This window comes from Nitratireductor basaltis (assembly GCF_000733725.1).
In the GTDB taxonomy this organism is placed as follows: Bacteria; Pseudomonadota; Alphaproteobacteria; order Rhizobiales; family Rhizobiaceae; genus Chelativorans; species Chelativorans basaltis.
Genome location: NZ_JMQM01000001.1, coordinates 855953 through 878327 on the forward strand (window position 1 = coordinate 855953; position 22375 = coordinate 878327).

Sequence of the window (22375 nt, forward strand, 5' to 3'; positions counted from 1 at the left end):
CTTTTGAAATCCATAATTCAGACCGATGCGCTCAGCGCAACATGTTAGAGTCAGTCAGTCCTATTAAAATTTGTACAACTTATAAATGTATCTCTGAGGAGCGCAATTCATGGGTTCTATGGACCTGTCCGTTGTCCGCGCACAAATTCGTGCAAACTACCTGGTGGAGGAGGAGGTCGCGCTGGAGCGGCTGGTTCGGTTGGCGGACCTGTCGGATGCACGGCGTGAAGCGATTAAAACCGACGCGATTCGCCTGGTGAAAAAGGTGCGGGCAAATTCGGACCTGCATCTTATGGAGGCATTTCTGTCCGAATATGGGCTTTCCACCAGTGAAGGTGTCGCGCTCATGTGCCTGGCAGAGGCTTTGCTCCGTGTTCCGGATGCCGAGACCGTTGACGACCTGATCCGCGACAAGATCACACCCCATGACTGGTCGGCGCATTCGGGTGAATCCGCTTCGATATTCGTCAATGCGTCAACATGGGCGCTCATGTTGACCGGGCGTGTTCTTGATGAGCGTGGGGCTGGTGTCGAAGCCGTTCTGCGGGGACTGGTGCGGCGGCTCGGCGAACCGGTCATCCGCACCGCCGTTGGCGCTGCCATGCGCGAAATGGGCGAGCAGTTCGTTCTTGGCCAGACCATCGGTGAGGCCTTGAAGAAGGGCCGCCCGCTCCAGGAAAAGGGCTATACCTATTCCTATGACATGCTCGGGGAAGCGGCGCGCACCGAGGCGGACGCGCTGCGCTACCACAAGGCCTATGCGGATGCGATCTCGGTACTGAAGGCCACGATCAAGAGTAACGACATTCGCGAAAATGCAGGCATTTCCGTGAAATTGTCGGCTCTTCATCCTCGCTATGAGGCGACGCAGAAGGCACGCATGCTTCCTGTAATGCATGATCGACTGCTTGAGCTATGCCAGGCTGCAAAAGCGGCGAATATGGGCCTCAACATCGATGCAGAAGAAGCGGATCGGCTGGACCTTTCACTGGATGTGGTCGAGAGCGTGCTGTCGGATCAAAGCCTTGAGGGCTGGGATGGTTTCGGGGTCGTGGTGCAGGCATACGGACCGCGTGCCGCCTTCGCCATCGACTGGCTATATGCACTGGCAACCAAGCTTGAACGGCGCATTATGGTGCGGCTGGTGAAAGGTGCCTATTGGGACACGGAGATCAAGCGCGCGCAGACGCTGGGGCTAGAGGGGTATCCGGTCTTCACGCGCAAGGAAAATACCGACGTCTCCTATATTGCCTGCGCGCAGAAGCTGCTCTCACTCACGGATCGCATCTATCCGCAGTTTGCCACGCACAACGCACACACGGTTGCTGCCATTCTGAATATGGGAAAGGACAAGAGCCTCTTCGAGTTTCAGCGCCTGCATGGCATGGGCGATGCGCTTCATGAGATCGTGCGCAAGCAGCATGGAACCCGCTGTCGCATCTATGCCCCGGTCGGTGCCCACGAAGACCTTCTGGCCTATCTGGTGCGTCGTCTGCTGGAGAACGGAGCGAACTCCTCCTTCGTGAACCAGATTGTGGACGAGGACGTGCCCGCAGAAGCGATTGCTGCAGATCCGTTCGACAAGATCGCGCGGAATGCGATCGCGCGGAATCCGGCGATCCCGCTGCCTTCCACCATCTTTGCCGAGCGGCGGGAGAATTCGCGTGGCTGGGATATCACGGATACGGTGACGCTTGGAAATATCGAAGCCGCGCGCGCGCCCTTTGCAGCGCCATATCAATGGCATGCGCGACCGCTTACGGGCGCGAAGGCAGAAGGTGCCAAGCGCGAGCTGACAAACCCGGCGCGGCGCGGCGAAGTCGTGGGTACGGTGGTCGAAGGCAACGCGCAGACCGTTGAAGAAGCTATCGGTATTGCCGTAGGGGCGCAGCCGGCCTGGGCCGCCCGACCGGTTTCACAACGCGCGGAAATCCTGCGCAGGATCGCCGCGCTTTACGAAGACAATGCCGGCGAAATCTTCGCGCTGGCAACGCGGGAGGCCGGCAAGTCGCTATTCGATGGCGTGGCGGAAATCCGCGAGGCGGTGGACTTCCTCCACTATTACGCGAATGAGGCTGCCGCAGCCGAGGCGGGTACGGAAGCGCGCGGGGTGATTGCCTGCATTTCGCCCTGGAACTTCCCGCTTGCCATTTTCACCGGCCAGGTGGTCGCGGCGCTGGTGACGGGCAATGCGGTCATCGCCAAGCCTGCCGAGCAGACACCATTGATTGCTGCGCGCGCTGTCGAAATGATGCACGAGGCCGGTATTCCGCGCGAAGTGCTGCATCTCATTCCAGGCGACGGCGAGCAGGTCGGTGCACCGCTTACCGCTGATCCGCGTATTGCCGGTGTCTGTTTCACCGGTTCGACGGAGGTTGCACGCATCATCGAGCGGCAGTTGGCCATGACAGCATCACCTGACGCCATGCTGATCGCCGAGACAGGTGGCCTCAATGCGATGATTGTGGATTCGACGGCCCTGGCCGAGCAGGCCGTGCGGGACATTGTCGCCTCGGCTTTCCAAAGCGCCGGGCAGCGCTGTTCTGCCTTGCGCGTGCTCTATGTTCAAAAGGATGTCGAAGACCGCGTCCTGAAGATGCTGCAGGGTGCAATGCAGGCGCTGGTCATTGATGACCCCTGGCATGTGCATAGCGATGTCGGGCCGGTCATCGACGATGAGGCCTATCGCTCGATCAGCGACTATGTGGAAAGCATGGAGCAGAAGGGGCGCCTGCTTGCCAAGGTGGAAGCGCCTGAGAGCGGCCGCTTCGTTGCACCCAGCGCCTTCAAGGTGAACGGCATTGGTGAGATCGAAAGGGAGATATTCGGTCCGGTTCTGCATGTGGCGAGCTTCGAGGCAGAAGATCTCCACAAGGTCATTGGCGACATCAATGCACGCGGCTTCGGCCTGACCTTCGGACTGCATACGCGCATTGATGCGCGGGTGCAGGATATTGTCGACCGGGTGCATGTCGGCAACATCTATGTGAACCGCAACCAGATTGGCGCGGTGGTTTCGTCACAGCCTTTCGGGGGTGAAGGTCTTTCCGGCACAGGGCCAAAAGCGGGTGGGCCACATTATCTTCGCCGTTTCCGTGCTTCGCGCTCCGTTCCCGCTCAACCTCCACATGGACGTGAGGTGTCTGCGGCCGAGGCCATGAAGCATCTGCCGGATCCGACTGCGAAGAAGTGGGATCAGAAGCTCGATCGGGTCAGCGAGCTTCGGCGCGCGTTGCGCGGGCGCTGGCCAGCTGTGCTCAGGGAAGCTGCCGCGCTCGATCTCGGTCCCATCGATCTCCCGGGACCGACAGGAGAGGCCAATGCCTTGCAGCTGGTTGCGCGCGGACGGGTGCTTTGCCTGGGGTCAGATGCGGAAACGCTGGCCGCGCAAGTGGTCCAGGCGCTCGCATCGGGCAATGGTGTTCTTGCCGTGCATCCTGAAGCCAGCACGGTGCTCAAGCCGCTGATGCGAAGCAATCTGCCACTTGCTGTTGTTGATGGAGTGCTGGAAACCAAGGCGCTCGAAGAGCTGCAGCTCGATCTGGTTGCTGCCAGTGGCGAAGCTGACTGGCTTAAGCAGCTGCGCCGGGCGCTTTCGCGTCGCGAGGGCACGATCGTGCCGCTGGTTACCGAGGTGATCTACCCGCAGGCCTATTGCCATGAGCGGGCGGTTTGCGTGGACACCACGGCTGCGGGTGGGAATGCGAGCCTTTTGGCTGCCGTATGACCTGACCAGGCCCGGCTCCTGCGCCGGGCCTGACTACCTCAGCGCTGGAATGCCAGCGGGATGGTGAAGGGCCAGCTGTTGCGGCCAGCCTGAGCGGGGATCCTGGGGAAGGGGGCCGCGCGCTGCACGGTGGCAATGGCCGCCTGGTCCAGAATGGACGAGCCGGAGCTGCGAACCACGCGGATGCCGCTGACGCCGCCATTGCGGTTGACGGTGAAGGACACACGCACTTCGCCACGCAGCTTCTGACGGCGGGCTTCGCGCGGATATTTCAGCGCGCGCCTTAGCCTGGACGCGACCTTGCCCGGATAATTGGAAACGGCAGCATTGCCTGCCGCAGTGTTGCGCGCTGCCGTTTTCTTGCCGGCGCGGCGTGCCGCTTGTGCCTGGCCCTGCGGTGCAGCCTGTTTTTTCTTCGGCTGAACCTCTGCCTGACGTGTCTTTGCCTGCGTTTGCGCCTGCACCTTCTTCTGTACCTGCTTCGCGCGCACAGCCTTTTTCTGTGGCTTCGGCGGCGGTGTATAGGCCGGACGTGGGGTGGGCAGCGGAATATTGGCAAGCGCTGTCACGGTTTCAGTAGGGGCGGCAGGTGCAATCCCGGTTTCCGGCGCAGGCGCAGTTGCAGTTTCCACCGGCGAGGTGATTGCCGCATCAGCGGTTTCCACTGGTGTCGCGGCGTCAACTGGCTCGGCTGGCTCGACCTCCAGCGGCGCCTCGACAGCTTCTGTCTCAACGGCTTCTTGCAACGCCTGATCGACAGGCGTTTCCACAGCCGCCTCTGCGCCCGAGCTTGCTGCAAGGGTGATCTCGGTCGCTCCGCCGCCTTCGATCCTGGTGCTCGGAGGTTCGCTCAAGAACGCGGCCGCGGTGGTCAAGTGGATGGCCGCGGAGACGACGAGCGCCAGAAGCCATTTCGGTGCTGTCCGGAACCTCATCGGCTACGCTCCGTCACCACAACGACCTTTGCCGCACCTGCCTCACGGAGCTTGGCCGCAACCTCGATCAAGCGTGCGGCGGGCAGATTGCGATCTGCCGCAAGCCTGATGGTGGCGCCCTCGTCCATGCCATCCAGGAAGTCCTCGATCGTTACCGGACCGGAGGCCTGCATCAGTTGGCCATCGCTGTCGACGAAGAGCGTATCCGGTGGCGCCGCGTTCTGCGCTTCTCTGGTCGTTATCAGCTCGAGCTGCTCGGGCTGCGGTGGCACGAGCGTCCCCGCAATAAGGAAGAAGATCAGCATCAGGAACACAATGTTGATCAATGCAATGGTCGGCTCGCCACGGTTGGCGGCTTTGGGGCGTGATAGACGCATGATCAGTTCGCCACGGTGAGTTGGAGCTGGGTTTTCGTGTTGATGGCTTCAACCGCATCAATGAGGGCCTGGGAGGTGACCTCGCCGCGCAACGTCAAGGCCGCTTTTTCTGCACCAGCAGCCTGCAAGTCAGCCAGGCGTGCGATCGCTTCTTCTGCTGCAACGGTAACCCCGTTGATCTGCCATCCATCTGCCATCAACCGGATGATGACGTCCGGCCGATCGGGAGATGCCGATGCGCCCTGTCGGCCTGCCGTCATTTCCACCTGTGCGAAGCGTGTGAAGCTGGACGACAGCATGAAAAACAGCAGCAGCAGAAAGATGACGTCGATCAGAGACGTCAAGCCAATGGGCCGTCTGCGGCGGACAGGTGTATCAATGCGCATGACTGGTCGCACCCGCGGCCGCCACATCGTTTCGCGTGGGGCTGCCGTGAGCATCAGTGCCATTGAGCAGCGCACCCGTGAGGGTCTCGATTTCGACCCGTTCATTCTCCAGGCGCGTTTCGAACCAGGCCAGGATCAGTGAGACGGGCATGGCGATGGCAAGGCCCGTGGCGGTCGTCAGCAGGGCAACCCAGATACCACCCGCAAGCAGCGACGGATCGACGGCATTGCCGGCTTCCTGAAGCTTGCGGAAGGCCTCGATCATCCCGAGCACGGTGCCGAAAAGGCCAAGCAGCGGAGCGACCTGGGAAATGGCGTCGAGCGCGCGAAAGCCGCGCTGCAGGTCGTGAAGCCGTGCGCCGGCCACGCGGGCAACTTCAGCTTCGATCAGGTTGCGCTCTGTCTGTCCGCTGGCGCGCAGCTTCATTGCTGTCGCTATGGCGGCAGATGCGGGTGCTCGATCATCCGCGATGAGCGTGCGTGCGGAAGCGTGTTCACCCGTCTGCCACTGAGCAAGCGCACGACGGGCCCGACCATGACGTCCGACGCGTTCGCGCCAGAACTGGGCCAGCTTCAAGAGAATGATGGCGAAGGCAAACACGGAAAGGACAACGAGAAGTGCCACAACCGGGCCGCCAAGGGCCATGAACGACGATATGGTCTGCAGAAGTTCAGCAGGCATGGGAAAGGCTCCGGTCATTGTCAGGTGCCGAATTCGATTTCGGCTTTGGTTGTTGCTTCCAACTGGTCAAGGCAGGCGGTGGGTTCTGCGCCCTCGCAGCTCTTCGCATCATTCACGAGAATGCGGGAGACGTTCTCGCAGGCGATATTCGCGAGATCGAACTGGCGCACCTTGGTGCGGCCTGAGGGGAGATCCTGGAAATCGAGGACGCTGAGACGTTCGACCAGGCCATCACTGTTGAAGATCGCAAATTCAAATGCGGCTTTGCCGATATCCTGCTCAAGCCCGTTCGTAGCGACGAAGGTCAGTCGGCATGCATTGTCGACAGGGGCGGCTGCGTTCAACTCGATCCTGAGCGCGGTCGATCTTGTCTGTGCGTCCTGTGCGGGTGCAGCACTTGCAACTGCCGACAGGATTGCGGCCGTAATGACAGAGGCATAGGTCCTCACGAATGAAACTCCCCGTTGCACTTACAGATCATGGATGGCGGCGGGTCCGCTGTCCGGCCCACCTGTGGTGAGCCTAGCCGGGCCCGTTCCAAAAAGACATTCTCGGCTGGAGCTATTTGTTGACTCATTTGCTCCAGTAATGCAATTTCTATAAAACATGAGTAACATGGTCAACAATTAGATGCGTTTTCCGGCATCTGGTTCTTGCGACTTTATCAGAGGTGCGAAGGAGGTATTGATGAACGCGATTGTCCAGCCCAACAAGTTTCACAGAAACCGAACCGAGATCGTATTCAAAAATGCCGCCGAGCCCAGGCCACGGCGCCAGAGCCGCGTTCTGAACAGCTCGGATCTTTTCGACGGACTGAAGGAGATCGAAATCGAGCATCATGGCGCGGTCTACCGGCTGAAAATCACCCGCCAAGGCAAGCTGATCCTGAACAAGTAGCCGCGATGTGATCAAACTAAAAGAAAAGGCATGATCGCGTTTTGCAATCATGCCTTTTCAGGTCGTTCGATCAGACTGTAGCTCAGTTGGCGACCGGCACCGCGCCTTCCAGGCTCAGGCCCAGGAGGTTGCGCATGTTTGGACGGGAATCCACCACGTCGCGGATCGTGTATCCAGCCAGCACCTCGAAAAATGCATTGAGCGCCTTGCGCAATGCTTCATTGACGCCGCAGGCATCAATCAGTGGGCACTCGCTGCCATCTTCGAAGCATTCCGCCATTGCGAAATTCTCTTCAGTCACGCGCACCACGTCAAAAAGAGTGATGTCGCCGGCATCCTTGGCCAGGCGCACACCGCCATTACGTCCGCGGACCGTCTCGACGAAACCGTGCTCGACGAGGGGCTGCAGGATCTTGAACAGAAACAGGTCGGACAGCGAATATGCTTTCGCGATGTCCGGCACGCGGCTCAGCTTGCCTTCATTGGCAGCGCAATACATCAGAATGCGGATCGCGTAATTTGTTTGTCGCGTCAGTCGCATATGATTCCTTTCAGCTTCGCAGCTAATATGGCCCATGGATTAGAATAATTCCAGATCAGCTGCGAAATAAGGTGATTAAACCTGTCATATTTTTTTGATTGCCTGCGGCTTTGTGCACCAGTCAGGCCGTCTTGCATTTCATGGTGCGCTGCACAATATTGGGCGGAATGGAGTCGACTGACTTGAGGGAGGAGCCTTGAGGAGTACGACTTGTGAGCAGCACAAGCAGCACAATCAATCATCCTGGACAGGTGCGCGGACTGCGTCCCTCTGAAATGTCGTTGTTTCGCGACCATTTGCTGAGGCTTGATGCAGAAAGTCGCCGGGATCGTTTCAATGGCACGGCCAGCGATCATTTCATCATGCGTTATGCCGAACGTTGCCTCCAGGACGGTACAACGGTTGTCGGTTATGTGGAAAACGGCCGCGTTCTGGGTGCCGCCGAGCTTCACGAACGGCCTGATCTGACGCCACCGACAGGCGAAATCGCATTCAGCGTGGAGCGCGAACTGCAGCATCGCGGTCTTGGCGCCGTGCTCTTTCAGCGCCTCGTCGCTCATGCGCGTGCGCTTGGCTATACGCGGCTGCGTGTCACAACCCATCCCCAGAACAGGGCGATGCGCTCGCTCGCAGCGAAATTCCATGCCCGTCTCACTTTCGAAGAAGGAGAAACGGTGGGACTGATCGAGCTTTCCCAGGATGACGGTGAGCCGGATCTGGTACCGCGTTCCATCGCACCGCTCACCCTGCTGGCACGCGCCACCGAAGCTGCCGCCTGATATTGGTGAGGCTTGACCTGCGCCTTGACGCGTTCCACACCGGATGAAGCAATTTCGGGAGGAACGTGGTGGCGCAGAAAGCTCAATCCATCGAGGACCTGCGAAAGCTGGTTGGGGTCGAACTCGGATGCTCTGATTGGGTCAGGGTTGATCAGGAAATGATCGATGCCTTCGCCAACATCACCGGCGATCATCAATGGATCCATGTAGATGAGGCGCGTGCGCGCGCCGAAAGCCCCTTCGGCGCGACCATCGCGCATGGGTATCTGACCGTCTCGCTTGTGACCCGTCTTTCCTATGAAATCGGCGCATGGCCGGATCATCTTGGCGCGATCATCAATTACGGGATCGACCGGCTGCGATTTCTCGCTCCCGTGAAAGTCGGGTCACAAGTTCGGCTGCGCTCCAGCCTCAAGGCAGTCGAAGACCGTCCCGATGGCTCGTTCCTTCTGCGAAACGACGCCCAGATCGAAATCGAGGGAGTGGAGAAGCCCGCTCTGGTGGTGGAGTCCCTGGTGCTTCTGGTGCCGAAGCCTGACGTTTGACCGCTTACTCATTCGGCATCGGGCTGATTTTCCGGCGCGGCCTTCTGGAAGGCTTCCAGTTTGAAACAAGCCGCGCTGATACGGTTGATTGTGGGATAAGCATCCATTTCAACATGGAAGCGCTTGTTATTCGTCACTTGAGCGGCAAGACAGATATCTGCCATTCCCGGCTCGTCGCCATGACAGAATTTACCGGTGTCCTCGCTTTCGCGCAGCATCCGCTCGAGCGGCTCGAAAGTCTCGTGGACCCAATGGCGAAACCATGACGCTACCGCGCTGTCTCCGGCCCCGAAACGCTCGCGCAGGGCATCGAGAACGCGCAGATTGTTCAGTGGGTGAATGTCACAGGCAATCATCTGGGAAAGCATGCGCACGCGAGCGCGACCTGCCGCGTCCTTTGGCAGGAGTGCCGGCTTGGATACCATCTCGTCGATATATTCGATGATGGCGAGCGACTGCGATATCATCGTGCCATTGCTCCAGACGAGTGCCGGTACAAGGCCCTGCGGATTGACTGCCAGATAGCCTGCCTGACGATGCTCCCCCTCTCGCAAATGATGCGCACGGTACTGGTAGGTGATGCCTTTCATCTCCAGTGCGATACGGACCCGGTAGGACGTGGAAGAGCGGAAATAGCTGTGAAGGACGGGCTTGCTCATGCCTTGCGCGCTCCGATCGTGATGTTGATTGCGCCGACGCCATCTATACCGCCATTCAGTCGATCGCCTTCGACGGTCGCGCCGACACCCTCCGGAGTGCCTGTCAGAATAAGGTCGCCAGGTGCGAGACTGATGCTTTGGCTACAGAAGGCGATGATTTCCGCTGGCTTCCATATCTGGTCGGAAAGGTCACCTTCCTGTCTCAGAGCGCCATTGACGTTGAGCCAGATGCGTCCGCTTTCGGGATGGCCCGTATCGGACACCGGCTTCAAGGCTGCGCAAATGGCCGAATTGTCGAAGCCTTTGGCCCAGTCCCATGGGCGCCCTTTTTTCTTGGCCTCCGCCTGCAGATCACGTCTGGTCATGTCGAGACCGACACCATAGCCCCAGACATGGCCCAGTGCCTGAGCGGCGGGAATGTTGCTGCCGCCTTCGCCGATTGCAATCACGAGCTCGATCTCGTGGTGCAGGTCCTGGGTTAGAGGCGGGTAGGGGATCGTGCCGCCATCGTCGCTGACGGCATCTGCAGGTTTCATGAATATGAAGGGCGGTTCGCGGTCCGGATCCGCGCCCATCTCGCGGGCATGGGCGGCGTAGTTTCGGCCGACGCAGAAGACGCGGCGCACGGGGAAGCGCTTCGTGTCACCTTCTATTGCAATGGATGGCGTTTCAGGTGGATTGATCGCGTATGCAGTCATGAATGTCCCTCCGGAACGCAAGACATGACGCGTTTGCGCGCTCCGCACAATGGGGCGGCGCCGACCTTTTGGACAGCGCCGCCCGATAGGCTTAACCGAAGACCTTTTTTACGGCCTTCGCGGTCGCATCGACAACCTTGTCTGCCTCTTCCCGCGTCAGGCAGAGCGGGGGCGCGAAGCCGAGAATGTCGCCTTGCGGCATGGCGCGGCCAATGACGCCATTCTCCAGGAGGGCGGCGGCCATCTGCGGACCGATCTTCTCGGAGGCGTCGAAGAAGCTGCGCGCGTGCTTGTCCTTGGCAAATTCGACGGCGCAAAGCATGCCTTCGCCGCGCACATCGCCAACATGGGCATGTTCGCCGACAGCATCTTTCATCGCCTGGACGAAGTAGTTGCCGGTCTCGGCTGAGTTCTTCACCAGGTCGAGACTGTCCACCAGCTTCAGATTGGCGATGCCTGCTGCCGCGCCGATCGGGTGGGCGGAATAGGTCCAGCCATGGCCGATGGGGCCGTTTTCATCCGTACCCTTCTCCAGAACTTCCCACATCTTCTTGCCGACGATGGAGCCGGAAAGCGGGGCATAGGCGGAGGTAAGGCCCTTGGCGATGGTGATGAGGTCCGGCTCAATGTCGTAGTGCAGCGAGCCGAACATGGAGCCGAGACGACCGAAGCCGGTCACGACCTCGTCGGCCACGAGCAGGATGTCGTGCTTCTTCAGGACGTTCTGGATCTCCTGCCAGTAACCTGCAGGTGGCGGAACAATGCCGCCCGTGCCAAGCACCGGCTCGCCGATGAAGGCGGCAATCGTGTCGGCGCCTTCGCGTTCGATCAGCGCTTCCAGTTCGGCCACGCAATGGGCGGTGAACTGTTCCTCGCTCATCTCCGCTTTCGGGCGGCGGTAGTAGTAAGGCGCTTCGGTGTGCAGAACCTGTGCGAAGGGCAGATCGAACTTCTTGTGGAAGAGCTCGAGACCGGTCAGCGAACCGGTCATAAGGCCGGAGCCGTGATAGCCGCGCCAGCGCGAGATGATCTTCTTCTTTTCCGGGCGACCCAGAATGTTGTTGTAGTACCAGATCAGCTTGACATTGGTCTCGTTGGCATCCGAGCCGCCAAGGCCGAAATAGACCTTGGACATGCAGTCGGGTGCACGGTCCAGGATCATCTTCGACAGCGTGATGGAGGCTTCCGTGCCGTGGCCCACATAGGCGTGGTAATAGGCCAGCTCCTTGGCCTGTTCGGCAATCGCGTCAGCAATTTCGGTGCGGCCATAGCCCACATTCACGCAGTAGAGGCCGGCAAAGGCGTCGAGCAGACGGTTGCCGTCGCGGTCTTCGATATAGACGCCCGAGCCGCCGGTGACGATGCGGTTGGCGCTTTCGCCGCGCGCATGCTGCGCCAGATGCGTGGACGGATGAAAGAAATTCTCGCGATCCCACTGGTCGAGCTGGTCATTTTTCAAAAGCATGTTTTTTCTCCTTCTCGGTTCCGGCAGGTCAGATCTGACGGCAGACATATTTGATGTTGGTATAGGCCTCCAGCCCGTGGCGCGAGCCTTCGCGGCCAAGTCCGGCCTGTTTCACCCCGCCAAAGGGGATGGGGGCGCCGGTGATCTTGGTACGGTTGACCGCTACCATACCGAATTGAAGGCCGCGCGACAGGCGCGCAATCCGTGACGGATCGGATGTGTGCAGATAGGCGCAAAGTCCGGTTTCGGTGTCATTGGCGCGCTCAAGGACATCATCTTCTGCATCGAAAGGCGTGAAGGCAGCGATGGGGCCGAAGGTTTCTTCACGGAAGATCTGTGCATCCTCCGGCACATCGGCCAGAACCGTTGGCTGGAAGAAATTGGCACCTGCTTCATGACGCTTGCCGCCTGTAACAAGGCGCGCACCGCGTGCCAGAGCATCGGCGACATGCTCCTCCTGCTTGGCAACCGCGCGCTCATGGATGAGTGCGCCGATATCGGGATCGGTCAGGCCGTTGCCGGTCTTCAACTGTTCCACCCTGCGGGTGAAGGCAGCAACGAAGGCATCATAGATGGGGCGTTCGATATAGAAGCGGTTGGCCGCCAGGCAGTCCTGGCCCGATGTGGCGAATTTCGCCGTCATTGCGCTTTCCACCGCGCGCTCCAGATCGCAATCGGCGAAAGCAATGAAGGGGGCATGGCCGCCCAGTTCCATCACCAGCTTTTTCACGGTCGGGGCCGACTGCTTGTAAAGCAGGCGACCGATTTCCGTCGAGCCGGTGAAGGACAGGATGCGCACATGGCGCGAGGCACAGATCGCGCCCACGACTTCGGCAGCTTTGCCGGTGACGATGTTGAAGACGCCTGCGGGAAGACCGGCGCGCTCGCCAAGTTCAGCTAGTGCGAGTGCGGAGAAGGGCGTCTCGGAGGAGGGGTGAGCGACCACCGTACAGCCTGCGGCGAGTGCGGCGGCAGCCTTGCGGGTGAGCATGGCGGACGGGAAGTTCCAAGGCGTCACCAGACCGGCAACACCCACCGGTTCGCGGGTGACCTGCATATCGGCATCGGGCAGGTGAGACGCGACGCTTTCAATTGCCACGCGCTTGGCTTCCTCGGCATAGAATTCGACGAAGGATGCGGCATAATCCATCTCGCCTCGGGCTTCCGACAGGGGTTTGCCCTGTTCGAGCACCATCAGGTGGGCGAGATCTTCGCGCGCTTCGATGATGAGCTGGTGCCAGCGCTTAAGGATGGCCGCGCGCTCCTGCGGTGCCTTTGCAGCCCATGCGGGGAAGGCGCGATTGGCTGCATCAATAGCTTTGAAAGTCTGATCCTCGCTCAGTGCTGGAACGCAGCCGACGCGCATTCCGTCGGCGGGATTGGTGACGTCGATGACTTGGTCATCCTCGCCGGCAACCCAGTGTCCATCCACATAGGCATATTCGCGAAACAGCCGCGGATCGGCCAGTTCTGCAAGCGAGGTCTTCTGCAAGGCTGCAAATGCATTCATGGCTCATCTCCATCGCGGGTGTTTTCGATGGAGCAATGATGGGGCCGGATGCGGCGAAGATTATTCGGGAGTTGAGGCTCGGCGCAGAAGAATCGGAGGAAAAATACCGTCTCGAAGCGCCAGTTCTTCTGCGGCTTCTAGTGCTCCTCGAACAGCACCTGCAGAGGCAGCGCGCCGGGGCGCTTCACGGGCTTCGTCACGATATAGGTGAAATAGCGAACGAGCCCCAGATGCGCCTCGAGAAGATGGTCGACGAGACGCTGATAGGTGTCGATGTCGCGAGCGATGATCTGCAGGATATAGTCGAAGCCGCCGCCAACCGCCCAGCAGCCATGGATCTCGTCGATCTTCTGGACTGCGCGTTCGAAGAGCTGGAAATTCTCCGCGCGATGCCCCTCAAGCTCCACCGCCATGAACACGGTGATGTGGGAGCCGAGTTTGCTCAGCGCCACTTCCGCACGGTAGCCGGTGATGATGCCGGCATTTTCGAGACGCTTCAGCCTTTCCCAGCACGGGGCAGGGGTGAGGTTCACGCGTTCCGCCAGTGCTGCCTTCGAGATGCGCCCCTCAGTCTGGAGAATCTGCAGGATCTTGAGGTCGCGGTCGTCGAGTTTCAGCATGGGCGAATCCGTTTCTAGATGCTGCGAGCCTATCAGCTCTGGATCACGCTGCCGAGTTTCGCCTCGCGCGCCATTTCCAGCGCATGGGTCGCAATCGCCGTGTCCTGTGCGCCGGTGCCCGTGAGGTCGCAGATGGTCACATCCTTTTCAGACCGGCGTCCGCTGGCCGTGCCGTTGATGATCTGGCCGAGCTCTGGAGGCATCGCGCCTTCCCAGAGGCCGGCCTCGATGCTGCTGCGCAATTCGCCAAGCTTCTCGCATTGGCTGACTCGGTCACAGACGAGAAGATCGGCAGCGCTCAATGCGCGCGGGTCAATCTCGTTCTTGCCCGCCTGATCGGAACCCATTGCGGTGATGTGGAGGCCTGGATGCAGCCATTCCGCTTTCAGGATCGGCTCGCGTGCCGGGGTGGTGGTGACGACCAGCTGGCTTTGGGCGACAAGGCGCGCGGGATCAGGTTCGGCAACGGCTTCCACGCCGAGGCGGGCGGCGATATCGGCTGCGCATGCCTCAGCCTTCGCCTCATCGCGTCCCCAGACAAGCACTTTGCGGAACGGGCGCACGAGATGGGCAGCCTCGATCTGCAGGCGGGCCTGGACGCCGGTGCCCATCACGCCTGCAACCTTCACCTCGCGTGGTGCCAGATGGCGCGCAGCAACGGCACCGGCGGCAGCGGTCCGGACATCTGTCAGATAGCCATTGTCGAGCAGCACTGCTTCCACGAGACCGGTGGTGGCCGAGAAAAGCATCATGAGCCCGTTCAGGCTTGGCAAGCCCAGCTTCGGGTTCTCGAAGAAACCTGGGCTGACCTTGATGGCGAAGCCTGCGAAGCCGGGAATATAGGCGGTCTTCACGTCCACTTCGCCATGGGCCTGCGGGATTTCCATGGACAGGATCGGCGGCATGATGACATCGCCCTTGCCGAGGGCGGCGAAAGCCTTCTCCACGACATCGACCGAAGCGCTATCGAGGCACACGCATTTGCGCAGATCCTGCTCGGTGAGGATGAAGATGTCACGCGCCATAAGGCTGCCCTTTCAGAACATCATTGCCCAACATCACGTCGCGACCGCTGACGATGTCGGTAAAGGTCTTCATGTCCACGTTTCGACCGGTGATGAGGGTGGCTGTTGGGCCATCAAGCCTGACCTTGCCGGCGAGAATGGCGGCAGCACCCACGGCGCTTGCACCTTCGCAGACCAGCCGGTCCTCGTAGTAGTGGAACTGCATGGCCCGATAGATCTCGCTTTCGCTGACGAGCACCACATCGTCGAGCAAGTCACGGCAAAGCTGCAGGGTGAGGGTGTTTTCCGTGCCTATTCCTCCGCCCAGCGAGTCGGCAAGGCTTGGCACTTCCTCCACGGAGACCGGCTTGTCGGCTTCGAGCGCGGCATGCATGGCTGCGCCGTTTTGCATGGAAATGCCGATCACGCGGATATTTGGTCTGATTGCCTTTGCAGCAAGGGCGATACCTGCCGCAAGACCGCCGCCGGATAGCGGCACGAGAATTGTGTGCAGGTCGGGCCACTGTTCCAGAAGCTCAAGCCCGATTGTGCCCTGGCCGGAGATGATATCCGCATGATCGAAGGGGGGGATTTCAGCGAAACCCTCTTCCTGCACGAGGCGAGTTGCCTCAATCTGCGCCTCATCCTGGCTGCGGCCGATGATGCGGGCTTCGGCCCCCAAGGCGCGGATGCCGTCAATCTTTGCCTGCGGCACGAGTTCGGACATGCATATGATCGCCTTCAAGCCGCGCCGTGCGGCGGCATAGGCAACGGCTCGCCCGTGATTGCCGGTCGAGCAGCAGGTGACGCCGGGCGCATCTGCCGGCAACCGGCTGGCGGCATTGGCTGCTCCGCGCAATTTGAACGCGCCGGTGTGCTGTCCGATCTCGAGCTTGAGCAGGACATCAAAGCCCGATCTTTCCGTAAGGGTGGGGCTTGGCACCAGTGGCGTGTCCAGCGCGGCCATCGCGCCGATTGCCTGCCGTGCGGCGAGTATGTCAGCCAGAACCGGAATCAATGCTATCTCGCCCTCTTGTATACATCGCATAGGGTATCTTGTTGTACGTGAACCAATCAATCACGAAAACGACCAGAAATGCCGCTATTGTTATGGAAGCGGATCGCGTGTTGTATACAAATGTGGTTGTTACCCATCGCACGGCTCTAGCGGAGATCGCCATGCCATCCACTGCCCTTCCTTTCAGTCAGATTGAATATGCCACCCGTCTTGCCAAGACGCGTGATGCGATGGAAGCAAAGGGGATCGACCTTCTTTTCGTCGAAGACCCATCCAATATGGCCTGGCTCACCGGCTATGACGGCTGGTCCTTCTATGTCCATCAGGGCGTCATCGTCTTCAAGGACCAGGACCCCATCTGGTGGGGGCGCTCCATGGACGGCAATGGGGCGGTGCGCACGGTCTATATGGATGACGACCGCGTGCTGCGTTATCCGGATCACTATGTGCAGGCCAACACGCTGCATCCCATGCAGCATCTGGCCGAGATCATCCGCGCCTATGGCTATCACAACCAGCGGATAGGGGTGGAGCTGGAGAATTATTACTTCTCCGCCAAGGCCTATCTGGTTCTGCAGGAAGAGCTTCCGGATGCGAAATTCGTGGATGCCACGGCACTGGTAAACTGGCAGCGTGCGGTCAAGTCCGACGAGGAGATCACCTTCATGCGCCGTGCGGCGCGCATCTCCGAAAAGATGATCGACGGCATTGTCGAGCGCATTGAGCCGGGCATGAAAAAGAATGATCTTGTGGCCGAAATCTATGCCGATGCGATTCGCGGTGTCGATGACGACTGGGGCGAGTATCCCGCAATCGTTCCGCTTCTGCCGTCAGGCTCGGACGCCGCTGCGCCGCATCTGACCTGGGACGGGCGCCGTTTCGAGGAGGGGCAGGCGACCTTTTTCGAGATCGCCGGGTGTTATCGCCGTTATCACGCGCCGCTGTGCCGGACCGTCTTTCTTGGTCAGCCGCCACAGCACATGCTGGATGCGGAGAAGGCGCTGGTGGAAGGCATCGAGGCTGGGCTGGAGATCGCGCGCCCGGGCAATCGGGCAGGGCAGATCGCCGATGCGCTCTATGGTTCGCTTGAAAAGGCCGGCATCAAGCGCGACGGGCGTTGTGGCTATCCGATCGGCATTTCCTATCCGCCGGACTGGGGCGAACGCACCATCTCCCTGCGTCGCGAGGACGAGACCGTCCTTGAAGCAGGCATGACCTTCCATTTCATGCCGGGTCTCTGGATGGCGGACTGGGGGCTGGAAATCACCGAGAGCATCCTGATCAAGGAAGACGGCCCGGCCGAGGCGCTGTGCCGCCGCCCGCGCGAACTGATCGTGAAGAACTGAGGCAGACATGGACCATCTTGCGCGCGCCAAGGGGATACTGGGCGAACTCATCGCCTTTCCGACGGTCTCGGCGGACAGCAATCTGCAGCTGATTGCCTATGCGTCCGAGTTGTTGTCCCATGTTGGTGCGCGCATCTCCGTGATGCGTGACGAGACCGGCACCAAGGCCAATCTCTTCGCCACACTGGGGCCTGAAGGTGACGGTGGAGTCGTTCTATCGGGCCATTCGGATGTCGTGCCGGTGGATGGGCAGAACTGGACCTCAGATCCCTTCGCCATGCGCGAAGAGGGTGGCCTGCTTTACGGTCGCGGTACCTGTGACATGAAGGGCTTCATCGCCTGTTGTCTCGCCATGGCACCCGAATTTGCCGCGATGGAGCTGAAGCGTCCGCTGCATTTTGCCTTCACCTATGATGAGGAGGTGGGCTGCATGGGCGCGCGTTCGCTCGTGGAAGAGTTGAAGCGCATGGAATTGCGACCGTCTGCTGCAATTATCGGCGAGCCGACATCCATGCGCATCATCGAGGGTCACAAGGGCTGCTTCGAATACACGACCGAGTTCACGGGCCTTGCCGGCCATGCTTCGCGGCCGGAGCTTGGGGTCAATGCGATCGAATACGCCATGCGCTATATCAACCGGCTCATGGCGCTGTCGGAAGAATTGAAGGAGCGCGCACCTTCAAACCGGTTCTCCCCGCCCTGGACCACACTACAGGTCGGGCGCGTGGAAGGAGGTGCGGCGCGCAATGTCATCGCTTCCCATGCGCGTGTCGAATGGGAAATGCGCCCCGTCGTCGATGCAGATGCTTCTTTCGTGAAGGAGAATATCACGTCCTATGTCGATGAGGTGCTGCGGCCGGCCATGCAGGCAATTCATGCAGAGGCGGATATCGTCACGCATGTCATAGGCGAGGTTGAAGGGCTGGAGCCGGTGGAGGAATCCGAGGCCCGGCGTATCGTTTCCGAACTCACGGGTCTGACCGAGGCGGAAGTGGTGGCTTTCGGAACGGAAGCAGGGCTTTTCCAGACCGCAGGCATGTCGGCGGTGATCTGCGGGCCAGGCTCCATCGACCAGGCGCACAAGCCCGACGAGTTCATCTCGCTTGCGCAGATGGACGCCTGTCTGGGGATGCTGGAACGGTTGGGAGCGCGGCTCTCGTGACGCAGGAACCCGGTACCAGTGAAGCTCGCGCCCGCTATGACAGGATCTACGCGACATTGCGCAAGCGCATATGCCTGCTCGACTACCCGCCTGGGCGGCGTTTGCGCGAAGAGGATCTGGCCGAGGAATTTCACGTCAGCCGCACGCCCATTCGCCGCGTGCTGGCACGGCTCGAGGATGAGGGGCTTGTGCAATCGGTTCATGGTGTCGGCACCATCGTCACCGACTTCGACATCGAGAGCCTGAGCGAAGTGTACCGCCTGCGCATCGAGCTTGCCGAATTGACGGGCAAACTGTCACCTGTTGCGCCTGACGAGGCGCTCATCCGGGAACTGGCGGAACTTGAGGGGCGGGCTCAGGACCTTCTGCGACTGCCCGACGCGCGGGAGTTCGCGCGTCTCAACATGGAATTCTTTCATCTCCTTCAGTCGCTGACTTCCAATGAGCCTCTGCGCCAGGTCAGCGAACGCCTCTATTTTCAGACCACTCGTATCTGGTTGAAAACGGCCTCTCGCCTTGGTCACTATCGCAATGTCCTTCGCGAGGAGGTGGATGCCTTCATCCGCGAGATGCGCGACGTTTCACTCGCATTGGAAAGCGGTGATCTGGCCGCGGTCGGCCACATCCGTCGCGCGCATATCTCGATGAGCTATTCACGCCTGCTGGCCAAGGCGCAGTCCTCGGCAGCACCTCCGGCAGCCAATAGTATTTGAGCAGGCTTGGTTTCTTGCGTGATTGCTGAAAAAATCAGCAGAAGATAGTGCATGGCGCATAAATGTGCATCAATATCGCGGTGTGGTGCTGCAGTGCAGCAGCCGAAACGCAGGAAAGTTCAGCAGTTTCGAGTTTGGCACGCTTCCTGCATGGTTATTGGCGAGGGTCCAGAGGGGACAACTCGAAGCGCCGGAAACAAGGCGCGATTGACCGCAAACAGGCTGCCGGAACCTCCTCCCTCCGGCAGCCTGTTTTTTCAGCTGCACCATGATTGCTTGTGGCCCCGCCATTTGTGGGCAAGGCCCTCGGCGACCAGATAATCGCCGACGGATCGACCCTTGTGAGTGATTTTCCTCAGCTTGCGGCCATAGACGTCCCTGTCCCGTCCGACACCGCTCTGCAGCTTTATCGGTCCCTGATTCATCAACTCCTGCAGCCGCTTTTGCGCGCGCGCGGCCAGTTCCGCCTCTCTCCTGCATTGGGGGCTGAAAAGCTCGGGAGTATTGATGTCGGAAAGCCTGATCTTGTCTCCACGCACATATACCGTATCGCCGTCCACGATACAGTTGACCCGCGGGCCGTGGCCGCAGATCCCGAAACGGGCATGGGTGGTATCTTCGGGCGTTGGTGCATAGGCGAGGAACGGCACGAAACGTGCGAGCTCGCCTGGCACGGAAAGATAGTAACCTGCGGCGAAGGCCATGCATGCGGCAAGCACGGCAAGGCCATAGAAGTCCTTCAGAATGCGCAATATGCCACTCTGGCTGCGCTTTCTATACCGACCTGCTTCTGGTTGGCGACCACGGCCCATCAACTCGCCCCTCCTTCACGAGGGGATGATGAGGCAGACCTTTTTCTGTTTGGTTCAGGAAACACGTGGAATTTTAACGACGCGGTCGGGCAGGGATAACCTCGTTACGCTTGTTCATTGGACGCGCTTCACCAGAGCGCCTAGAGTTTGGTGGCAATGCTGTTTGGGAGGCAGCTTCCATGATCAAGATCTATATTTCGGCCATACTCATCGTCTTTGGCGGCGTGGCAGCCTGGGCGGATGCCCACAAATCCGCTGATGATGACACCGAGACCTTTGAACTGTCGCTGAATGCGGAGGATGTGGATCTGGAGGCGGCGGAGGCGATCTTCAAGAAGAGCTGCCGCGCCTGCCACGGGAACAAGGCGCAGGGCGTCGCCAGCTATCCGAAGCTGACCGACAAGGAGCCCGAGCATATTGCCGACAGGCTCGTCACCTATCGTGCGCGGGAGCGGGTTGGCCCGAACTCCGCGCTCATGTTCCAGCCAGCGAAGAAGCTGAGCAACGAAGATATTGCCGGTCTCGCGGTCTATGTAACGAGCGCTTTCGACTGATCGCTACAAGTGCATGATCGGCGATGGCCGAACTGACTCGCTAGATTTTCCGGATGGGACTACACTGATGCCGGGCTTCGGTGCGGCAACGAACGTGAGTTCAAGAGCCCGGTCACGTTTGGAAAAATCCAAGGGAGGATAACATGGCTCATCTCAAGCCGTGGGTCGCATCACTATTCGCCGGTACAGCAATGATCATTGCGCCGGCCTTTGCCCAAAATGGAATGAACACAACCAGCCTTCAGCATGAAGTCGTGGTGGAGGGGTTGGAAAATCCGTGGGACATGGCGTTCCTCGATGATGGCACAATGCTCTTCACCGAGAAATGCAAAGGCCTTTCCGTGCGGTTGCCAGATGGCACCGTCAATGCCCTATACGGGATGGGCGACACCGAAGGATATGCTGCGAGCGGTACTGATCTCTTCTGTGAAGGTCAGGCCGGAATGATGGGTGTGGCGTTCGACCCGGACTTTGAAAACAATCGCCGCATCTATGTCTATGCCACCTCGAACATGTCCGACCCGCATACCAACCGGCTGATGCGGTTCACACTCAATGAGGACTTCACTGCCGTTTCCGACCGAACCGATATCGTGGACGATGTCCCGTACAAGATGGAGGCCTCTGATCACCCCTTCGGCGGGGCGGGGGCTCACAATGGCGGGCGCGTGCGCTTCGGGCCTGATGGTGCGCTCTGGCTGACGACCGGCGACAACCACAATGAGGAAGTGCCGCAAAGCCCGACGCTCATGGGATCCAAGGTGTTGCGCATTGACACGGACGGCAATGCCCACCCTGACAACAATCCGCCAGAAGGCTTTGACAAGCGCACCTACACCTATGGTCACCGCAATGTTCAGGGCATCGCCTTCCATCCCGAGACCGGTCAGGCGATCACTGCCGAGCATGGTCCCTGGCATTCGGATGAAATCACCGTGCTCGAGAATGGCGGCAATGCCGGGTGGGATCCGCGTCCGAACATGGCGGGCAGGGGCGATTGTCCCGATGACTATTGCGGGTACATGCCCAACCAGAACGAGGGCATGAACCGCTATGAGCGGGCCGCTTTCATGCCGATGACGGATCTCGAGACCTATCCGGATGCCATGCCACCGGTCTGGACGAACAATGGTTGGTCGCAGGGCACCTCATCGGCTGTCTTCCTGGAAGGCGAGCAGTGGGGTGACTGGAACGGTGCCATGGTCGTTGGCATCATGGGGATCGGCTTTGGCGGTACTCCGATCGGGCAGCGGATCGATGTCATCGAGTTCGCGGAGGAAGATGGCAGTCTTGTTGTCGAAGATGTCACCGAGATGACGCTTCCCATGGAAGCAGGGCGTTTCCGCTCGGTCGTGCTCGGTCCGGATGGCAGTCTGTATACTGCAGTGGATGAAGGCATGATCCACAAGCTTACGCCCGGAAGCTGATCAATCCTTTGGCCGCGCTATTCAGTTGGCGCGGCCATATCGCTCCGGATCATGCTCTGAGGGATCTCGAAACGCTGGTCGTCGACGCGAATTCGGTATGTGCCGTCGTCGAGCCGCCAGTCCGAATCCGTGCCCACACCCGACATGGTGGCGTTGCCGCGGACAAATCTCCCGTCAGTAAATGTCAGCATCCGCCTGAAGCCGCTCGGGAAGGTCACCACGATTGCCGCCGAATTCTGCACATGAGCGACTGCGGCCTTGCAGGTCGCCAGGGCATCGCCGGCATTCTGCGCACAGAATAAATCGCCGCGTCGATCGAAATCTCCGGACCTGGCCCTCTGTGAGGCAGCCATCGGGTCTGCAATTGCTGGGAACGACAGTAAAGACAATGTGAGGCTTGCGACCAGTCTTGTGAAGCGCATGGTTCTGCTTCTCCTAGGCATCAGGCACATCACGAAGCCTAACCCCACAAGGTGCCTGAAGGCGAAGCAATAATGTGTGGCAGCAAGCGGCCGCGC

General features: G+C 60.0%; 24 protein-coding genes. 9 read left to right on the forward strand and 15 right to left on the reverse strand.

Annotation, left to right across the window (positions count from 1 at the left end; all coding sequences use genetic code 11):
• The first annotated feature begins 118 nt into the window (after positions 1-118).
• Positions 119-3727, forward strand: a complete 3609-nt coding sequence (gene putA, locus EL18_RS04060; RefSeq protein WP_425277147.1) for a bifunctional proline dehydrogenase/L-glutamate gamma-semialdehyde dehydrogenase PutA — start codon at positions 119-121, stop codon at positions 3725-3727.
• A 38-nt stretch (positions 3728-3765) separates the two neighbouring features.
• Here putA and EL18_RS04065 read toward each other — a convergent pair whose 3' ends face one another.
• Genes EL18_RS04065 through EL18_RS04085 form a run of 5 tightly spaced genes read right to left on the reverse strand, consistent with a single transcriptional unit; the run spans position 3766 to position 6556 of the window.
• On the reverse strand, positions 3766-4662 hold the full coding sequence (locus EL18_RS04065; RefSeq protein WP_036480033.1) for a TonB family protein: 897 nt from the start codon (positions 4660-4662) through the stop codon (positions 3766-3768).
• Positions 4659-5039 carry an ExbD/TolR family protein gene (locus EL18_RS04070; RefSeq protein ID WP_036480035.1) on the reverse strand — a complete coding sequence of 127 codons (381 nt, stop codon included), beginning with the start codon at positions 5037-5039 and terminating at the stop codon, positions 4659-4661. Before EL18_RS04070 ends, EL18_RS04065 begins: the two co-directional genes overlap by 4 nt.
• Before the next feature lie 2 nt (positions 5040-5041).
• Positions 5042-5425, reverse strand: a complete 384-nt coding sequence (locus tag EL18_RS04075; RefSeq protein WP_036480037.1) for a biopolymer transporter ExbD — start codon at positions 5423-5425, stop codon at positions 5042-5044.
• Positions 5415-6107, reverse strand: coding sequence for a MotA/TolQ/ExbB proton channel family protein (locus tag EL18_RS04080; RefSeq protein WP_036483944.1), 693 nt, complete (start codon positions 6105-6107; stop codon positions 5415-5417). Before EL18_RS04080 ends, EL18_RS04075 begins: the two co-directional genes overlap by 11 nt.
• A gap of 20 nt (positions 6108-6127) precedes the next feature.
• A complete protein-coding gene (locus EL18_RS04085; protein WP_036480039.1) occupies positions 6128-6556 on the reverse strand; it encodes a hypothetical protein in 429 nt (142 codons plus the stop codon).
• Positions 6557-6794: 238 nt separating this feature from the next.
• Here EL18_RS04085 and hemP point away from each other — a divergent pair, with 238 nt between their 5' ends.
• Complete coding sequence (gene hemP / locus EL18_RS04090) at positions 6795-7004, forward strand: hemin uptake protein HemP (RefSeq protein ID WP_036480041.1); 210 nt, start codon at positions 6795-6797, stop codon at positions 7002-7004.
• A gap of 82 nt (positions 7005-7086) precedes the next feature.
• Here the strand turns inward: hemP and rirA are convergent, their stop codons facing one another.
• Positions 7087-7545 (reverse strand): iron-responsive transcriptional regulator RirA, encoded by a 459-nt coding sequence (rirA, locus tag EL18_RS04095; RefSeq protein ID WP_036480043.1) that lies wholly within the window; start codon positions 7543-7545, stop codon positions 7087-7089.
• Positions 7546-7757: 212 nt separating this feature from the next.
• Between rirA and EL18_RS04100 the strand changes: the two genes are divergently transcribed.
• Complete coding sequence (locus tag EL18_RS04100; protein ID WP_244444510.1) at positions 7758-8324, forward strand: GNAT family N-acetyltransferase; 567 nt, start codon at positions 7758-7760, stop codon at positions 8322-8324.
• Between the two features lie 68 nt (positions 8325-8392).
• Positions 8393-8869, forward strand: coding sequence for a MaoC family dehydratase (locus EL18_RS04105; RefSeq protein ID WP_036480046.1), 477 nt, complete (start codon positions 8393-8395; stop codon positions 8867-8869).
• Between the two features lie 8 nt (positions 8870-8877).
• On the opposite strand, the gene maiA is transcribed toward EL18_RS04105, so the two are convergent.
• The 7 genes from maiA to eutB all read right to left on the reverse strand — a co-directional run bounded on the left by maiA (position 8878) and on the right by eutB (position 15873).
• Positions 8878-9528, reverse strand: a complete 651-nt coding sequence (maiA, locus tag EL18_RS04110; protein ID WP_036480048.1) for a maleylacetoacetate isomerase — start codon at positions 9526-9528, stop codon at positions 8878-8880.
• Positions 9525-10226 (reverse strand): fumarylacetoacetate hydrolase family protein, encoded by a 702-nt coding sequence (locus EL18_RS04115; protein WP_036480051.1) that lies wholly within the window; start codon positions 10224-10226, stop codon positions 9525-9527. Before EL18_RS04115 ends, maiA begins: the two co-directional genes overlap by 4 nt.
• A 91-nt stretch (positions 10227-10317) precedes the next feature.
• A complete protein-coding gene (locus tag EL18_RS04120; protein WP_036480054.1) occupies positions 10318-11691 on the reverse strand; it encodes an aspartate aminotransferase family protein in 1374 nt (457 codons plus the stop codon).
• 28 nt (positions 11692-11719) lie between these two features.
• Positions 11720-13201, reverse strand: a complete 1482-nt coding sequence (locus tag EL18_RS04125) for an NAD-dependent succinate-semialdehyde dehydrogenase (protein WP_036480057.1) — start codon at positions 13199-13201, stop codon at positions 11720-11722.
• A 137-nt stretch (positions 13202-13338) separates the two neighbouring features.
• The gene (locus tag EL18_RS04130; RefSeq protein ID WP_036480060.1) at positions 13339-13821 is read right to left on the reverse strand and encodes an Lrp/AsnC family transcriptional regulator; all 483 of its coding nucleotides are present in this window, start codon (positions 13819-13821) and stop codon (positions 13339-13341) included.
• A gap of 32 nt (positions 13822-13853) precedes the next feature.
• Positions 13854-14846 carry a cyclodeaminase gene (locus EL18_RS04135; protein WP_036480063.1) on the reverse strand — a complete coding sequence of 331 codons (993 nt, stop codon included), beginning with the start codon at positions 14844-14846 and terminating at the stop codon, positions 13854-13856.
• Positions 14836-15873, reverse strand: a complete 1038-nt coding sequence (gene eutB / locus EL18_RS04140; RefSeq protein ID WP_051913756.1) for a hydroxyectoine utilization dehydratase EutB — start codon at positions 15871-15873, stop codon at positions 14836-14838. Before eutB ends, EL18_RS04135 begins: the two co-directional genes overlap by 11 nt.
• Positions 15874-16004: 131 nt before the next feature.
• Between eutB and doeA the strand changes: the two genes are divergently transcribed.
• The 3 genes from doeA to EL18_RS04155 are packed head-to-tail and all read left to right on the forward strand — an operon-like array spanning position 16005 to position 19064.
• Positions 16005-17189, forward strand: coding sequence for an ectoine hydrolase DoeA (gene doeA, locus EL18_RS04145; RefSeq protein WP_036483947.1), 1185 nt, complete (start codon positions 16005-16007; stop codon positions 17187-17189).
• A 7-nt stretch (positions 17190-17196) separates the two neighbouring features.
• A complete protein-coding gene (gene argE, locus EL18_RS04150; protein ID WP_036480069.1) occupies positions 17197-18351 on the forward strand; it encodes an acetylornithine deacetylase in 1155 nt (384 codons plus the stop codon).
• Complete coding sequence (locus EL18_RS04155; RefSeq protein ID WP_036480072.1) at positions 18348-19064, forward strand: GntR family transcriptional regulator; 717 nt, start codon at positions 18348-18350, stop codon at positions 19062-19064. Before argE ends, EL18_RS04155 begins: the two co-directional genes overlap by 4 nt.
• A 257-nt stretch (positions 19065-19321) precedes the next feature.
• Here EL18_RS04155 and EL18_RS04160 read toward each other — a convergent pair whose 3' ends face one another.
• A complete protein-coding gene (locus EL18_RS04160) occupies positions 19322-19816 on the reverse strand; it encodes a thermonuclease family protein (RefSeq protein WP_244444511.1) in 495 nt (164 codons plus the stop codon).
• 239 nt (positions 19817-20055) lie between these two features.
• On the opposite strand from EL18_RS04160, the gene EL18_RS04165 reads away from it, so the two are divergent.
• Both EL18_RS04165 and EL18_RS04170 read left to right on the forward strand, forming a co-directional pair.
• Positions 20056-20430 carry a c-type cytochrome gene (locus EL18_RS04165; RefSeq protein WP_081871086.1) on the forward strand — a complete coding sequence of 125 codons (375 nt, stop codon included), beginning with the start codon at positions 20056-20058 and terminating at the stop codon, positions 20428-20430.
• Positions 20431-20573: 143 nt separating this feature from the next.
• On the forward strand, positions 20574-21857 hold the full coding sequence (locus EL18_RS04170) for a PQQ-dependent sugar dehydrogenase (protein WP_036480075.1): 1284 nt from the start codon (positions 20574-20576) through the stop codon (positions 21855-21857).
• A gap of 17 nt (positions 21858-21874) precedes the next feature.
• On the opposite strand, the gene EL18_RS04175 is transcribed toward EL18_RS04170, so the two are convergent.
• Positions 21875-22279, reverse strand: coding sequence for a hypothetical protein (locus tag EL18_RS04175; RefSeq protein WP_036480077.1), 405 nt, complete (start codon positions 22277-22279; stop codon positions 21875-21877).
• Positions 22280-22375 lie beyond the last annotated feature (96 nt).